Below are 16416 nucleotides of genomic sequence, written 5' to 3'. Positions count from 1 at the left end.
TGCGGAATGTAACATATTTTGCTAGGAAGCTCAGGATTATTTCACCCGATCAATCTCACGCTGTACCTGACTTAACGATTTTGCCCAAGGACCGAGCGATTGCAGCGACGCGGGCAAGCTTTCTACCGCATCGCGAGCCATCTGAATGGTCGGGTAATCCTGATAGGTCACAATGTACCACTCGGTATCATTACGCAGTGTCGGGTAAATGCGTACCGCGTTATGCAACTGGTGCTTATCCAAAAATGCCTGCACATCGGGCATGGATGTCATCGCAGCAAGCTGCAAGGTGTAACTGCGAGGCGAGAGCGCTTTCAGCTCTTCGCGGGCGAATGAGAAAGAGACGGTTGGTGGCGCTTGCTCGGCAACGGGTGCCGTCACGGCTTCTGCATCCACTTCACTTGGCGTCTCGACAGGCACTTCAACCATGGAATCGGCCACCACAGCGTCGATCTTACTGGTATCCGCCTGCTCGGGTTTGTTTTCCAGCAGCGCATCGACTACGTCTGATTCAATGATGACCCTTTGCTGATCTTGATCGCTGATGCCGACACTGGCGGCGCTGGTCATCACCGGTGGAGGAAGCGACGCTGAATCATCCGCCGCATCTTTAAACTGCTCACTCTCTATGCTGTCTTGAGCGGTTTCGGCCACAGACTCTGTCGTTTGGCTGGCGTCTGATGTCTCTGCGCTGGGCTCTAAGGTCGGGATCGCCGTCTGTTCCATGGTGCGCGTGATAAGCTCAGCTTGCTCATCGGCAGAAGGTTGGCTGAACACCCACCAATACCCGGCCGCGGCGAGCAGCAGTAAAATCAACGCGGTTAACGCCATATTGATTGGCGAGGCGACAATAGAACGTATCACAACCCTTTTTTCCACCTTAATCTCTCCTAATGCCATGATCGCCCCCGGTGTCGGGCTGGTTTTCTTAAAGGCGGCGCGCACTTTTTTCTCTGCATCGTCAGCCACATATCGCACCACCATCTGTTCAAAAAAGCGCAGCGCTTCGGTTTCGCTCAGCATCTCGATGTCGAGATCAATCGGTTTATGCTCTTGTCCATAGCCCAGTCGGGTCAGCAGCGGCTCCATGGTGCCAGCTTCACTAAACAGCAACACGTTGACCGACCAATGCGGATTCGACTGCGCTTCCAGTACCAACATCCACAGCTCAGAGACTAAGGTTTCGCTAAGCAAATGGGCATCGTCAATCACGATGGCGACATCGCATCCCTGCCCTTCCAGCAAACGCTCCAAGCTTTCAAGCAAGGAATCATGCTGATTAAACATCGGCTCGCTCACCAGTTGACTTAAGATCAAACTCCGGTGCTGGCCGTCATTTTGGTTGGGATGGCAAAGCAATAAACATTGATTTTTCTCTTGCGCGTACTGTTCAAGGTAGCGCTGAGCCAGCCACGACTTACCATGGCCTTTGGCACCGTGAATGGTGACTAAATTGGAGCCAAAATTGGTCAGCAACTCGAGGCGTTCGAGCAGTTCTGTTTGCGAATCTAATTCAAGTACATGAGGCTGTGCGAAACTCATGGGCATTTTCCCTAATAAAATAGCCCCAATCGGAGCTACTCAAAGGCCAGTTTAATCACTTGTGCGGCACTCTTCGATGGCCTGACGGATCACTTCCTGAGGTACATCGGCCACCACATCGGCGGTGCCGATCCCAGTGGGGAGAACCAGACGTAGTTTTCCGGACAATACTTTTTTATCACGCATCATGTGCGTCATAAAGTCTTCAAATGACATGCTTTCTGGCGTGTGCACCGGCAACTTAGCTCGTTTAAGTATAGAGAGTATTTGCTCAAACTGCGCCGCTGAGATCATGCCTTGCAACTGCGCCGTGCGCGCCGCCATCACCGTGCCCGCTGCGACAGCTTCGCCATGCAGCCAGTTGCCGTAGCCCATTTCCGCTTCGATGGCGTGACCAAAAGTGTGACCAAGATTGAGCAAGGCGCGAATGCCGGACTCTTTTTCGTCCTGCGCCACCACTTCGGCTTTGATCTCGCAGCAGCGGGCAATCGCATAGGTAAGCGCTTGCTCGTCGAGCGCGTAAAGTTTGTCGAGGTTTTCATCCAGCCAAGTGAAGAAAGCCGCATCGTAAATAATGCCGTATTTGATCACTTCCGCCATACCTGCCGCAAATTCACGCTCAGGGAGCGAGCTAAGGCAATCGGTGTCGATAATTACCGATTTGGGTTGGTAAAAAGCGCCGATCATATTTTTACCCAGCGGATGGTTGACGGCGGTTTTGCCCCCCACCGAAGAGTCCACTTGGGAAAGTAAGGTGGTAGGGATCTGGATAAAGTCAACGCCACGCTGGTAACACGCCGAAGCAAAACCGACCAAATCACCGATTACGCCGCCCCCCAATGCCACAACAACCACATCACGGCTGAAGTTGCCTTGCAGTAAAAAGCTCATCACTTGGTTGAACGTTTCTAGCGTTTTGTACTGTTCACCGTCAGGTAGTTCGAGTAGTGAGGCTTGGCAGCCGAGTTGGTCTAATAAGGAGAGGATTTTGTCCGCATAGAGAGGTGCGACGGTAACGTTGGTGATCACCACCACTTTCTGACCAGAGGATAAGAAAGAAAGGTACGCCGGGTCTGAAAATAACCCGGCGCCGATAGAGATTGGGTAGCTACGCTCAGCAAGGTTGACCGTAATCCGTTCCATGGTTGCACTCCACTTAAAAAGAAATAATTGATTTATCTCTCTTCTAGCATTTTTACGATCTGGTTGGCTACCACTTTTGCGCTTTGATCATCAGTGCGCACTGTGTAATCTGCGATTTCCTCATAAAGAGGGTTGCGCTCCTCGGCCAGTGCTTCCAGCACTTCACGTGGATTGTCCGTCTGCAGTAGAGGACGTTTTTTGTCGCGGTTGGTACGAGCGAGTTGTTTCTCGATGGTGGTTTCTAGGTAAACAACAATACCGCGAGCAGAAAGACGATTGCGGTTCTCTTTGCTCTTTACCGAGCCACCGCCTGTTGCCAGTACGATACCTTGTTCCAGTGTCAGGTCGTTAAGAACCGTTTCTTCACGTTTGCGAAAACCTTCTTCGCCCTCAACATCAAATACCCAAGCGATATCTGCACCAGTACGTTCTTCGATAACCGTATCGGAATCTAGAAATTCCATATGGAGTTGTTGAGCCAGGTAGCGACCAATTGTGCTTTTGCCAGCGCCCATCGGGCCAACAAGGAAAATATTACGTTTCTCAGCCATGTTTAGCAGTAATTTACAACGTTAATTCAATGACATCGCCACAAGAATGGTTCAGCGTAATGCTGATATTTCAAGGCTTGTGGCACCAATTCCTCACAGACATTCGTGATAAGACCCGAAATTATCAAGGTATGGTGACACTATTGCAACTTTATTTTTGATCTAATTACGCTCCCCTGACCCTATCTACGGTCAGGGGAGCGAGACAACTATTGAATAACCACCTTTGGTGTCACAAAGATCAACAGTTCCCGTTTACCGATATTTTCATAGCTGCGGCGAAACAGCGCGCCAAGCAGTGGCAGGTCGCCCAGCAAAGGCACTTTGTCGACCGTACTGGTGATGCTGTGTTGGAAAATGCCGCCAAGAACCACGGTTTCACCATTGTTAACCAACACCTGAGTGCCGATACGTTGGGTATCAATCGCCACCGCTTCACCCGTACCGGTTTTCACCACTTCACCCGGCCTGTCTTGTGTCACGCTAAGATCGAGCACCAGACGGTTATCCGGGGTGATCTGCGGCGTGACTTTCAAACTCAGTACCGCTTTTTTGAACGAAACGGTGGTCGCACCACTGGAGGACGATTCCAGATAGGGAATTTCGGTCCCTTGTTCGATGTAGGCCGGCTTTTTATTGGTGGTAATCAGACGCGGGCTGGAAATGATCTCCGCTTTTGACTCTCGCTGCAGCGCCGACAGCTCTAGGTCGAGCAGCAGGTCCGAGCCCAGCTTGGCAACTTGGAAAGCGATGCTTGATGCGTTGCCGGAGGTCGCCCCCAAATTGACGTTTAGAAAATCGTCGATGCTGCTAGAGCCGCCACCGCTATCGCCTCCTGAGCCAGAACCGCCACCAGCCGCGTTGTACAAACCGATGCTCGCCAAGTTGTTCTCGATCGAACCGCCCACCGTGTGGCTGCCGTTGATCGAGGTGAAGCCCCAACGCACGCCCAACTCATCCAAATTGCCTTCATTGACGGTGACAATGCGTGCTTCAATTTGCACCTGTTTGACCGGAATATCGAGCGAATTGACAATCTCCCGAATCACCGCAATGTTTTCCGGCAGTTCTCGTAGTAGCAAGGAGTTCGTACGTTCATCAATCGCGATGCTACCGCGCTCGGACAGCATGCTGACCGACTCCGTGCCGCTGATCATCTCGGCAATGTCGGACGCTTTGGCAAAGTTCACCTTGATGATTTCCGATTTGAGTGTGCCTAACTCTTCCGCCAAGCGCTGCTTTTCCAGATGCTGCTTCTCACGCAAATCTAACTCTTCTTTTGGCGCGATCAGCACCACATTGCCTTCCACCCGCTTGTCGAGCCCTTTGACTTGCAAAATGATGTCGAGCACTTGCTGCCACGGCACACCATCCAAACGCAAGGTCAGATTACCCGTGACGGAATCGGAGACGACTAGATTGAAACCGTTGTAGTCCGCGATCAGTTGCAACACGTTCCTCACCGGAATGTCTTGGAAGTTGATCGAGATAAGCTTGCCCTCTTTTTCTAGGATGCTTTTCTCCTCGGCCTGCTGCGGGGTTTCTATGCGACTGACCGTCACTTCCAAATAGCGCCCAGTCAAACGATATTCATGGCGAAACTCCCCCGAGACAGACGCCAGCAAACGCGTCGCTGACACATCACGGAACACTTCAACACTTTCAACTGGCGTCGAGAAGTCTTTAACGTCTAGTAAATAGAGCTGTTCGTCGCTGACGCGGGTGTTGAGCAGCTCAATGCTAAGCCCCTCCTGCACAGGTTTAAGATCCACCACCGCGGCAGGCGAAGCCAACTCGACAATGATCACCGCGGCTTTATTCTGGTTGGTTCTGAAATCAATGCTTTTCAGCGCATTCTCACTCGCTGACTGACTGTTATTCTCTGGCTGCGCGTTTGCAAACGCGGCAAAGAGGCAGACAGCAAACAGGCACATTAATTGGCGTAGCGGAGCCTGTAATCGAATCATTCCTTTCTTCATGGTCATTTCTCTAATCACTTCTAGTGGTATCTTTGCCTATCTCAATGCCAGCTTGACTTTACGCTGCTGCCAACAACCTAGCCCATCGGGTAAGGTTTCATTGATCATTAAATACGAGGGAGTAATCAGCGTCACTTTGCCGTTGTTCTGCCCAATGTATTGCCCAGCGAGTACCCGCTCGACCGTTCCTTGCGGGGTTTGCACTAAGCCGGAAACGGAGTTACCGCTGCCCATGATGCCTTTTAAACGCAGTTGGCTGAGCGGATAGCGTTCTAAACGGCCGGAGCGGGTACGTTCAGCGGGTTGCCAGCACTCTTTTTTCACCACCGGCTGGGTGGCTATCACCGCTTCTTTGGGCAGTTCAAAGGGCAAACGCAGCGCCGCCGAGGCGTACGATGTCGCGACATACTCCTGCTCTGGTTTGAGCTTGGCGACCTCTTGGCGAGCCTGTGATTCCACCTGACGCAGAAAGTCATCCAAAGAGTCACTGTTGGCGCGACAACCTGCCAACAGCAATACAACCGAGAACATCCACCAGCTACTTTTCATGGGTCACCTCCGGCTTAAACTGGTACGTGTTGGCTTTAACGCGAAAATGCAGTGTGCTGCTCTCCAAACTGACCCGCTGCCAAGTGACGTCGCTAAAGCTAATGATGCGCGGCAGCTCGGCGATCGCTTGGGAAAACTGGCCGATGTCGTTGTAATCACCCGTCAGTTCAATATTGAGAGGAAGCTGGTAGAGGAAATCCTTGCTCAGTTTTTCCCCCCAATCGATGCGGGTAAAGGTGAGATCGTTTTCCAGCCCGAGTTCATTGACCGACGCGAGCAAGGTCGCCAGCTCTTTTTGCGCGGGCAGTTGCTGGAGCAAATACTCGTAACGGTTTGATAATTCATCCAACTGAGACTGAAGCTGTGGCAAGGCAGCCGCTTTGTTGGCTTTGATACGCAGCGCGACTTTGAGGTTTTGCTCCTCCTCCACCGCACGTTGCAACGCCTCTTGCTCAGGTTGCAGATAGAACCAGTAGCCAAAGCCTTGAATGATCATCATCAGTAGCAGCACCACTAAGCTCTGTGGCAATAATGGCCACTCCGCTATTTCGTCGATATCGAGATCCTGCCAATCAACCATGATTTGCCTCCGCCAGTGCTGGCACGGGTTGTGGTTTCACGCCAAACATAAAAGAGACAGTGAAGGTCTGAAACGCTTTACCAAATCGCTCTTTGCCATGCACGATGGAGTGCATCTCAACGTCGTAAATCGCCTCCGAGCGCTCAAGATTGTCCAACATGGTGGCAAGGCGCGCCGTGCTGTCACTAATGCCAGCCATTTCCACTTCCTGGTCGCTCATTTTGATCTTGTCGACGTAAACCCCTTCAGGGATGACATTTGGCATCAGGTTCATCAACTCAGTGGTGTTATTACGCTGCGCTTGCAGTGATTCCACCACCTTCAGACGCGCTAAGATCTGTCCGTGTTCTTCTTTAGCGATCTTCATCGCTTGGATACGCTGATCCAACTGGGCGATGTAGTGGTTTAGGTAATTGAGGCGATCTTGCTGCAAGCGCTGCTGATAACTGACGTATTGGCCAATCCCCCACTGAATCGCCACGGCGATCAGCACGCCTAAAATCAGCACCCCAACAAAACGGCGTCGATGCTCCTCTCGCTGATATTCGCGCCACGGCAGAAGGTTAATGGTGTGCTTCATGTTTGTTCTCCAACCATTGAATCCCACCGATGGCTAACCCAGCGGCGACCGAAAAGTGGTGCCAGTCAACACTGCGACGTTTTTTGCGTGCCACTTTCATCTCAAACAGACCGAGCGGATTGAGCAGTTCGCACTCCAACGACAAACGACGAGAGAGCGCCTCAAGCAACAGGGGCGTCGCCGCTCCCTCGCCACACAACCAAAGCCCTTGTGGCTTGTCTTGACTATTGATGGACTGAAAGAGTTGCAACTGTCGCGCGACGCGATCCACCATCTCCACAATAAATCGCTCGGTCTTCTCCTGCGCATCGTGGGCGCTAAACTCATCGCCAATAGCGGCGTTCAAGTGCTCCACTCCATACGCGAACTCTTTGATAAAGTGCGTTTTCTCGCGCTGATGAATTATCAGTGAGGTGGTTTGCGCGCCCACATCCAACAGGCAAAAAGCACTTTTGTCTGGGTAGCGCTGCGCCGCCAGATCTCGCAGGTTAAACAAGCAGTGGGCGTGCATGTCCACCAACACAGGTTTCAACCTCACCGCCTGCGCGGCGCGCACCCGGCTCTCGACTACCTCTTTCTTAGTGGCAAAGATCTGCACGCTCTGACTGGCGCTTTTGCTCTGCGCGGGTTCATGCAAACGCACATAATCAATATTCAGCTCATCGACCGGAAACGGCGATTGATGGGAAAAAGCCTGCAAAATGGCGATTTCACACTCTTTCTCATCTTCTATCGGTTCAATTTGCAATTGCTTGCTGATCACGGCACTATCCGGCACGGCCAGCGCCACCTGACGACGGAAACGCGGCAACTCTTTATTCAGGACTTTAAGCGTATTGACAATTTCCTGATGATTCAGAGTGTGGTTTTCGGCGACAATAGCGCGCTCAAATACAATTTCTTTATATCCCAGCAAGGCATAGCTATTTCCTGCGGGTTTCAGAATGACAGCCTTGAGGCTGCGATGACCAATATCAATCCCGGTAACTAAGGGTTTACCCATCTCCAACTGCTCCCATTTTCTTAGCTCAAAAGGTTGTTATTAGCCGTCAAATGAGAGTTAATAACGCAAGAGCTAAATTTTTAGCCTAGAGTACAAGGGTTTGCCGTCATACAGCCTCAACTAAACAGGGATTCTCCGGTGAAGTTCATAAAGCGTTTACTTATCTTTGCATTGGTTTGCATAATTCTTGGAGTCACTACAATATTTGGGTTTTATCAATACGTTAAACCCGACCTACCAGATGTGGCGGCATTAAAAAATGTGGAATTGCAGACCCCGATGCAGGTCTTCAGCCAAGATGGCAAGTTGATCGCACAATTTGGTGAAAAACGCCGAATTCCGGTCACCTACGAACAAATTCCTCGTCAGTTGATTAACGCACTGATCGCCACGGAAGACAGCCGTTTTTATGACCACTACGGCATCGACCCGATTGGTATCACCCGAGCGGCACTGGTCGTGGCCATGTCAGGCTCCGCCAAGCAAGGGGCGAGTACCATTACCCAACAGTTGGCACGTAACTTCTTCCTCTCCAATGAGAAGAAGTTGATGCGCAAAGTGAAAGAGATCTTTATTGCTATCCACATCGAGCAACTGCTGAGCAAGCAGGAGATCATGGAGCTGTACGTCAACAAGATCTTCCTTGGTTACCGCTCCTATGGCTTTGGCGCGGCGGCACGCGTCTACTTTGGTAAAGATCTGCACGATTTGACGCTGGGTGAAATCGCTACGCTGGCGGGTATGCCAAAAGCCCCTTCGACCCTCAACCCACTCTACTCACTTGAACGCGCGACCAATCGCCGCAATGTGGTGTTGATGCGTATGTTGGATGAGAAGTACATCAGCCAAGAAGAGTATGACGCGGCACGTTCAGAACCTTTGATCGCGCAATATCACGGTGCAGAGATTGAACTCAATGCCCCGTATGTAGCTGAGCTAGCGCGCGCGTGGATGGTGCAGCAGTACGGCGAAGAGAAAGCTTACACCTCGGGCATGAATGTCTATATGACGGTCGATTCCAAGCTGCAAGAAGCCGCCAATAACGCGGCGATCAACAACCTGCTGGCTTACGATGAGCGTCATGGCTATCGCGGCGCAGAAAGCGTGCTGTGGAAAGCAGGCCAAACTCCTTGGGACAGCGAGAAGATGGACAGCCATCTCAATGATCAGCCGACCTATGGCGAACTGGTCCCTGCGATTGTGACCAAAGTGAGTGGCAAGCAAGCCACGGTTTGGGTCAAACGTCAGCAGCAACAAACCATTGCTTGGGAAGGCATGAGCTGGGCACGACGCTTCTTGACCGATGAACGTCAGGGTGATGACCCGAAAACCGCCAGTGATATTTTGGCCCCTGGGGAACAAATATGGGTGCGTCAAATCACTCAGCACAATGAGCAAGGAGAAACCAGCACCAGTTGGCACCTAAGCCAAGTGCCGAATGCCAACACCGCTTTTGTTGCGATGAACCCGGAAAACGGCGCGGTGCTTTCTCTGGTCGGCGGTTTTAACTTTGTGCACAACAAGTTTAACCGCGCCACCATGTCGGTTCGTCAGGTTGGCTCAAGCATCAAGCCTTTCATCTATTCCGCGGCGATCGACAAAGGAATGACCTTAGCAACCTTAATCAACGATGCACCGATCAACAAATGGGATGAGAGCCAAGGCACTGCATGGCGTCCTAAAAACTCTCCGCCGACCTATTCTGGCCCAACGCGAGTGCGAATTGGTCTTGCCACATCGAAAAACGTCATGGCGGTAAGAACGCTGCGTGAAGTCGGTTTGGATGAAGCGCGCCAGTATCTGACCCGTTTTGGCTTTGAACTGGATCAGCTTCCCCGCTCTGAGACCATTGCTCTTGGTGCTGGCAGTTTGACGCCGATGAAAATGGCGCAAGGTTTCTCGGTATTTGCCAACGGCGGCTATTACGTCGAGCCTTTTTACATCAGCCGTATTGACGACGCCTATGGCAATACCGTCATTGAAGCGCACCCCAAAACCATCTGTCGCGACGCATGCCAAACGCAAAACCGCGATCCGCTCGCCGAGCAGTTTAACGAGCAAGATGAAGATGATTTGCACGCGCCGCAGGTGATCAGTGAGCAGAACGCTTTTATTCTGCGTGAAATGATGTACAGCAACATTTGGGGTGGCGGTAACTGGCGTGAAGGCACGGGGTGGAATGGCACAGGCTGGCGCGCTCAAACCCTCAACCGCCGTGATATTGGCGGTAAAACCGGAACAACCAACGATTCAAAAGACGCGTGGTACAACGGTTATGGCCCTGGTTTAGTGGCGATTGCTTGGGTCGGTTTTGATGACCACAGCCGCGCGCTGGGCAAAACCACCTTAAACCGCAACCTCGGCAAAGATGTCATTTCGGGCGCGGAATCGGGCGCAAAAACCGCGCAACCGGCGTGGATCGATTTTATGCAGCAAGCGCTTGATGGCGTGCCCCAGCAAGAGAAAGTCGTTCCCGCTGACATCATACGCGTGCGCATTGATCGCGATACCGGCCTTTTGACCCATAAAGTGGATGAGAGCTCGATGTTCGAGTACTTCATCAAAGGCACCGAACCGACGCAGTACGTCACCGAGCACAGTGAAGAGAGCATCTACTCCAGCTCTGGTGATGGCAGTGATAACGGGCTGTTCTAGCCCACTTACCAGAACAGTAAGGTAAAAAGGTTGCTTGGCGAAGCAACCTTTTTTTATCTGCCCTTCAATCGCGCCGTTAAGTTCTGTGAGTAAGAATATCGCTGATGGTTTTCGCCAACTGTTCAAAACGCGCACGCAATGGCGAGCCCGGGCGATAAGCCAAGACAATTTTGCGTGACGGCACCGGGTTGACCGCTTTGACATAGCAGACGCCATCTTTCTCTTTTTCTTTCGGCAAGGAGAGCTCCGGCAGCAAAGTAATCCCAGCGCCCGCGGCAACCATGTTACGCAGCGTTTCTAAACTGGTGGCCTTAAAACGCTCATCATCGCGTGCGCCCGCTGCAAAGCAAAAACCGAGTGCCTGATCGCGCAGACAGTGGCCATCCCCCAGCGCCAGCACCGTTTTGCCATTCAGCTCTAACATATCCAACTGCTCTTGTTTGGCCCACTCATGATTGAGTGGCACGGCGATACTGAGCGGTTCATGATAGATATCGATCTCTTTGAATGGCTCGGTTTCGGCGACCGACGCCAAGATGAGGCAGTCTAACTTGCCCGCTTCCAGTTGGCTGATCAATTGCTGCGTTTGTGCTTCATGCAGAAACAGCTCCAGCTCGGGATAACGTTCCTTCAACTGCGGAATAATGCGTGGCAATAAATAGGGCCCCAAAGTGGGAATAAAGCCAATGTGCATCGGACCACTCATTTCACCATTTTGCCCACTGGCCATCTCTTTAAAGGTTTTCACTTCACGCAGAATGACTTTCGCCTGATCGACCAGTTGCAAACCCGCATCGGTAAACAGCACTCGGCGGCTACTACGCTCTAATAAAATGGTGCCAATTTCTTCTTCTAACTTACGGATCTGCCCACTTAGTGTCGGCTGGCTGACAAAACAGGCTTCCGCCGCTTTGCGAAAGTGTTTGTGCTCTGCCAGTGACACCAGATATTCCAAGTCTCGGATATTCATCGCAACCTCAATCGAATTTAACTATCAAAACCATAACATCAAACGATTAGAGCTATCAAATATTTTTACCCTAATGAACAGCCAAGCTCAAAATCAAGCCATATTTGGCTAAGATTTGGTTCTCTAACCTTTTTGTTTATACTGGCTTCTATAGCGCTAGGGAGAAAGCAATGAGCTGTAATAGATGTGATGGACATTGGTTTTGGCAGAAAATTGGGCGATGCAAACGCTGTATGGATCAGTTGACCGTCTTGTCGGTGCTGTGCTGGATCGTTTGGTGGTTGGCGTTTCGAGAGCAACCGACCTCTATTGAGTCGATCGCGCTGATTGTGGCGGGCTTTGCATTTAACGCTCTGCTCTTCCTGCATTTATGGATGAAGTATGTGATCTTGCCTTGGCGAGCGAGACAAAACGACTCGCGCAAATAAAAAAAGCCCCAAAACCAATTCCGGTTTCGGGGCCTTCTTAGATTCGTTCTAAGAAAAAGCAGTGGTACTAGATAGACCGCGCTGCTTTATGTTGGTTCCGCGAAAATTCGCTTTTTTTGACTTTTTTATAAGAAAATTAAAATAGTCAATAAAAACAGAGCTATGCAACATGCGCTCGTGCAATCACTTGCTCAAAAAGATTCACTTCCAGCGCCACTTCATCACACGCATGCTGACGCGGGCACTGGTCGCAATCTTTTAGCACCTTCTCTGGCAGCAATGATTTTGAGGTGGGAATAAAGCTCTGCTTCATAAAAAATTCCGGCGTACGGGTGAGCACAAACACTTTTTTGATCGCCATTTGCCGCGCTTTCGCCAGCAAATAGTTCACAATCGCTGTTCCTTGCCCTTGCCCTTGCCAACCCGCTTCAATGCCTAGCGAACGAATTTCTGCTAAGCCCGAATCGTACACATACAGAGAGGCACAGCCAGTTACTTCGCCTTGATGCTCTGCCACGGCAAACGAACCAATGTCGCGCACCAGTTCATTGCGTGAACGCGGCAAGTTTTCCCCCATATTGGCCCAGTAAGCGACCATGCTTTCCAGCGCTTCAATGTCGGTCAAACGTGCCGGACGCACTTTGACCGCTGACGCATCACGCTGCGCTAAGCGCTTGTCGGCTTGCTCCACCGCATAAGCCACTTGCTTGGGTGATACGCCGCCAAGGGCACTGCGTTTTTCCAAACACGATTCGATGGTGAGGATCTGATAGACATCTTGCTCAATCACTGGCGAGAAGGCTTTCAGCTCATCAAGTGAGAGCTCTTCCAGCGCGCAGCCTTTGGCAATCGCGCCAACCACAGTCACGCCGACAATATGGTGCGCTTCACGGAACGGAATGCCTTTGGCGACCAGATAATCCGCCAGTTCGGTTGAGTTGGCATAGCCCTGCTTAGCCGCTTCCAGCGTGCGTTCGCCGTTTACTTTGATGCCATCAAAACAGAGCGCCGCCATCTCCATACAATCGTTCCACGTGTCGAGCGCGTCAAACAGTCCTTCTTTGTCTTCTTGCATGTCTTTGTTATACGCCAGAGGCAAGGCTTTGACTGTCATCATCATGCCCGCCAATGCACCATAAACCCGGCCTGTTTTGCCACGAATCAGCTCCAGCGCATCCGGGTTTTTCTTCTGCGGCATCAAGGAAGAGCCAGAAGTAACGGTATCGGCTAACTCAATAAAACCGGACTCACCAGAGTTATAGAAGATCATGTCTTCCGCGAGGCGAGAGAGGTGCAGCATCGAGATCGACGCCACCGACATCAGCTCCATCACGTGGTCGCGATCAGACACCGAATCGAGCGAGTTGCGCGTCGCACGGCGAAAACCGAGATTATGCGCCAACTGTTCGCGATCAATCGGATAAGCGGTCCCTGCCAGCGCGCCCGAGCCAAGCGGGCAAGTGTCCAAGCGCTGCAGGGCATCACTCAGGCGTGAATAGTCGCGCTCAAACATCTCAACGTATGCCAAGCACCAGTGAGCGAACGTTACAGGCTGAGCACGTTGCAGGTGGGTGTAACCCGGCAGTACCGTGGCTTGATGCTGTTTCGCCACGCCAACCATCTGGGTTTGCAGCCGATCGAGCGCCAGCAACAATTGTTGACCTTGCTGACGGCACCACAGTTTCAGGTCGGTTGCCACTTGGTCATTGCGCGAACGGCCAGTGTGCAGCTTTTTACCCAGATCGCCCACTTTGCCGATCAACTGCTGCTCGACCCAAGAGTGAATGTCTTCTGCATCCGAGCGCAAAATCTGGTGCGGATCTTCCATCACTTCGAGCTTAAGCTCGTTGAGCGCCAGTTCCAGCTTTTGCTGCTCTTCTTGGCTAAGCACATTGACCGACAGCAGCGCCTTCGACCAAGCAATCGAGCCCACAATGTCTTGCTCGGCCAATCGGTAATCAAAGCGCAATGAATCGTTAAACTCTTTGAACCTGGTATCTGCCGCCTGGGTAAATCTTCCGCCCCATAATGCCATTGTGTCTCTCCTGATGACTATTGCTTACTGTGGTGTTGTTAACAAGTGTTAGCCAAAATGCAGGCAATTTGCTCACTTTTTCTTATGTGCCAACGTTACGGCAATTCCAACAAAAAATAAAGTATTAATTCATTATTTCTACATATTTATTCATGGAAAATGAAGTGTTTTACTTGCTGTTTGGTCGTGAGTGTCGCTGAGAACGAAAAAGCCTGTCGATCACTCGACAGGCCTTGGATATTGTTACCTTAACTGAAGAATCTTTTTCTTCAGAGGGCTTATTTTTCAGAGAGTTTATTTTTTCAGATTGTTCAACGCACGGATACGGCTTGAAAGCGAGTAAAGACGAATAAAACCGCCTGCGTGGCTGTGATCATACACCTCGTCGGCACCAAAGGTGGCAAACTCTTCTGAGTAGAGGCTGTTCTCTGAACGTTTTTGCGTCACCGTCGCTTGACCTTTATACAGCTTCACAACCACTTCACCGTTGACATCTTGCGCTAGCTCATCCGCCGCCGCCATGATGGATTTACGCAGCGGCGTGAACCAACGGCCATCGTATACTAAGTGTGAGGCTTTCACGCCCAGCTCTTCACGGAATTCAAACGAAGTTTTATCCAGTACTAGCTGCTCTACCGCACGCAGAGCTTCCATCATGATGGTGCCCCCCGGGGTTTCATAGCAACCACGTGATTTCATGCCAACCAGACGGTTTTCCACGATATCGATACGGCCCACACCATGTTTCGCGCCTTTCTCGTTGAGGTAAACCAGCGCGTTGTATGGCGTCATCGGTTCGCCATCGACACCAACCACTTCGCCTTTTTCCACTTGCACGGTAACGTACTCTGGCTCATTCGGCGCTTGCTCAGGATCGACAGTCCACACCCAGCAATCTTCGTTGGGCGCATTCCAAGTACTTTCTAGCACGCCACCTTCGGTTGAGATGTGCCATGCGTTGGCATCACGCGAATAAATTTTGGTGAGTGACGCGGCACACGGAATGTTGCGCTCAGCCAAATAATCCAGACACTGCTCGCGGCTGACTAGATCCCATTCACGCCACGGCGCAATCACTTTGAGATCTGGCGCAAGCGCAGCAAACGCCCCTTCAAAACGCACTTGGTCGTTGCCCTTACCAGTACAGCCGTGGCACAAGGCATCTGCGCCCACTTTACGTGCGATTTCCACTTGCGCTTTGGCAATTACCGGGCGTGCCATTGAGGTACCCAGTAGGTATTTGCCTTCGTAGTACGCACCGGTTTTCAGCGTTGGGTAGATGTAGTCGGCCACCAACTCTTCTTTTAGATCGACCACGTAGCACTCAGAAGCGCCCGACGCTTTGGCTTTCTCTTCAATGCCCACCAGCTCTTCTTCGCCTTGGCCAACATCGGCAACAAACGCCACCACTTCGCAGTCGTAGTTCTCTTTTAGCCAAGGGATGATGACTGAGGTATCCAATCCGCCTGAGTACGCGACGACCACTTTATTTACCGTTAACTTGCTCATTTTAAATTCTCCGTTGGTGTGGCGCTGCACTCGGCGGTCAGTGCCATACTCATTCATTCTGTGTCTGATAAGGCTTACAAAAATTTCCGCTTAAGCGGGGACAAACTGTGTACCGATGCTTTCACCAGCAAACAGCCTTTCCAATTTATCTGGGTAGCGCCAGGTCGCGACTTCAATCGCCCGGCCCAAATCGTTGGCCGCTTCCAAGGCCGCTTTCACTTTGACAATCATGCCGTCGGTGATCACTTTGCCGGCGATCAGCGCATCGGCTTCGGCTTCGGTCAAACTCTTGATTAAGTGGCCTTTGCCATCCAGCACGCCGCTGACGTCAGAGAGCAGAACCAACTCCGCGTCCAGCGCCCCGGCAACTGCCACCGCCGCTTGGTCGGCATTGACATTCATCAGTTGACCACTCGGCGTCAGGCCGATTGAGCTGATGATCGGCAGCGCGCCCGTGGCTAAAATCGCGCCTAGCAAGGTAGCATCGCCCGGTGCGGCTTTACCTACCGCGCCAAGCTCAGCGTCAAGCTCTTCCACTTGGCACAGACCGCCGTCGGCTAAGCTCAAGCCAACCGCGTTCAGACCATCGGCAAGGGCTTGACCTTGCAACAGTTTGTTCGCCGTCCCAGCCAGTGCGCCAGCAATGATCGGGATCTGATCGTAAGGCGTCACGCGTAGGCCGTTTTTCTTCACCGTCGGCAACTGAAGTTTTTCCATCAGTTCATCCACCAGATAACCGCCACCATGGACGATGACGATCTGTCGCTGCGCTTTTTGCTGATAGGCTGCAATCGCTCCAAAGAGCTGACTTAATGTCTTTGTGCAGGAAAGCGCTGCACCGCCTAATTTGATCACAAGTGGATTAAGAGACTGAGTCATGGTTCTTTCCTTA

General features: G+C 51.6%; 14 protein-coding genes. 2 read left to right on the top strand and 12 right to left on the bottom strand.

What is annotated here, in order from left to right:
• Window positions 1–36: 36 nt before the first annotated feature.
• The 8 genes from EA26_RS02355 to pilM all read right to left on the bottom strand — a co-directional run bounded on the left by EA26_RS02355 (window position 37) and on the right by pilM (window position 7927).
• Window positions 37–1542 carry an AAA family ATPase gene (locus EA26_RS02355; RefSeq protein ID WP_039423026.1) on the bottom strand — a complete coding sequence of 502 codons (1506 nt, stop codon included), beginning with the start codon at window positions 1540–1542 and terminating at the stop codon, window positions 37–39.
• A 51-nt stretch (window positions 1543–1593) separates the two neighbouring features.
• Window positions 1594–2685 carry a 3-dehydroquinate synthase gene (gene aroB / locus EA26_RS02350; protein ID WP_039423024.1) on the bottom strand — a complete coding sequence of 364 codons (1092 nt, stop codon included), beginning with the start codon at window positions 2683–2685 and terminating at the stop codon, window positions 1594–1596.
• Between the two features lie 32 nt (window positions 2686–2717).
• Window positions 2718–3236 carry a shikimate kinase AroK gene (aroK, locus tag EA26_RS02345; protein ID WP_039423021.1) on the bottom strand — a complete coding sequence of 173 codons (519 nt, stop codon included), beginning with the start codon at window positions 3234–3236 and terminating at the stop codon, window positions 2718–2720.
• Between the two features lie 209 nt (window positions 3237–3445).
• A complete protein-coding gene (locus EA26_RS02340; RefSeq protein ID WP_167772722.1) occupies window positions 3446–5221 on the bottom strand; it encodes a type IV pilus secretin PilQ in 1776 nt (591 codons plus the stop codon).
• A 30-nt stretch (window positions 5222–5251) separates the two neighbouring features.
• Entirely contained in the window at window positions 5252–5764 is a 513-nt protein-coding gene (locus EA26_RS02335) for a pilus assembly protein PilP (RefSeq protein WP_039423015.1), read from the bottom strand.
• Complete coding sequence (locus tag EA26_RS02330) at window positions 5754–6344, bottom strand: type IV pilus inner membrane component PilO (protein ID WP_039423012.1); 591 nt, start codon at window positions 6342–6344, stop codon at window positions 5754–5756. Before EA26_RS02330 ends, EA26_RS02335 begins: the two co-directional genes overlap by 11 nt.
• Window positions 6337–6924 carry a PilN domain-containing protein gene (locus EA26_RS02325; RefSeq protein ID WP_039423009.1) on the bottom strand — a complete coding sequence of 196 codons (588 nt, stop codon included), beginning with the start codon at window positions 6922–6924 and terminating at the stop codon, window positions 6337–6339. Before EA26_RS02325 ends, EA26_RS02330 begins: the two co-directional genes overlap by 8 nt.
• Window positions 6908–7927, bottom strand: a complete 1020-nt coding sequence (gene pilM, locus EA26_RS02320; RefSeq protein ID WP_039423006.1) for a type IV pilus biogenesis protein PilM — start codon at window positions 7925–7927, stop codon at window positions 6908–6910. Before pilM ends, EA26_RS02325 begins: the two co-directional genes overlap by 17 nt.
• A 138-nt stretch (window positions 7928–8065) precedes the next feature.
• Here pilM and EA26_RS02315 point away from each other — a divergent pair, with 138 nt between their 5' ends.
• The gene (locus EA26_RS02315) at window positions 8066–10582 is read left to right on the top strand and encodes a penicillin-binding protein 1A (protein WP_039423004.1); all 2517 of its coding nucleotides are present in this window, start codon (window positions 8066–8068) and stop codon (window positions 10580–10582) included.
• Window positions 10583–10658: 76 nt separating this feature from the next.
• Here EA26_RS02315 and oxyR read toward each other — a convergent pair whose 3' ends face one another.
• Window positions 10659–11552, bottom strand: a complete 894-nt coding sequence (oxyR, locus tag EA26_RS02310) for a DNA-binding transcriptional regulator OxyR (RefSeq protein WP_039423002.1) — start codon at window positions 11550–11552, stop codon at window positions 10659–10661.
• Between the two features lie 170 nt (window positions 11553–11722).
• Here oxyR and EA26_RS02305 point away from each other — a divergent pair, with 170 nt between their 5' ends.
• Window positions 11723–11980 (top strand): DUF3624 domain-containing protein, encoded by a 258-nt coding sequence (locus tag EA26_RS02305; protein ID WP_039422999.1) that lies wholly within the window; start codon window positions 11723–11725, stop codon window positions 11978–11980.
• Window positions 11981–12140: 160 nt separating this feature from the next.
• On the opposite strand, the gene argH is transcribed toward EA26_RS02305, so the two are convergent.
• The 3 genes from argH to argB all read right to left on the bottom strand — a co-directional run bounded on the left by argH (window position 12141) and on the right by argB (window position 16403).
• Entirely contained in the window at window positions 12141–14015 is a 1875-nt protein-coding gene (argH, locus tag EA26_RS02300) for an argininosuccinate lyase (RefSeq protein ID WP_039422997.1), read from the bottom strand.
• 294 nt (window positions 14016–14309) lie between these two features.
• A complete protein-coding gene (locus EA26_RS02295; protein ID WP_039428715.1) occupies window positions 14310–15524 on the bottom strand; it encodes an argininosuccinate synthase in 1215 nt (404 codons plus the stop codon).
• A gap of 90 nt (window positions 15525–15614) precedes the next feature.
• Window positions 15615–16403, bottom strand: a complete 789-nt coding sequence (argB, locus tag EA26_RS02290; RefSeq protein WP_039422995.1) for an acetylglutamate kinase — start codon at window positions 16401–16403, stop codon at window positions 15615–15617.
• Window positions 16404–16416 lie beyond the last annotated feature (13 nt).

The sequence above is a fragment of the Vibrio navarrensis genome (assembly GCF_000764325.1).
Taxonomy (GTDB): Bacteria; Pseudomonadota; Gammaproteobacteria; order Enterobacterales; family Vibrionaceae; genus Vibrio; species Vibrio navarrensis.
This window is presented reverse-complemented; position numbering and strand designations above follow the sequence as displayed.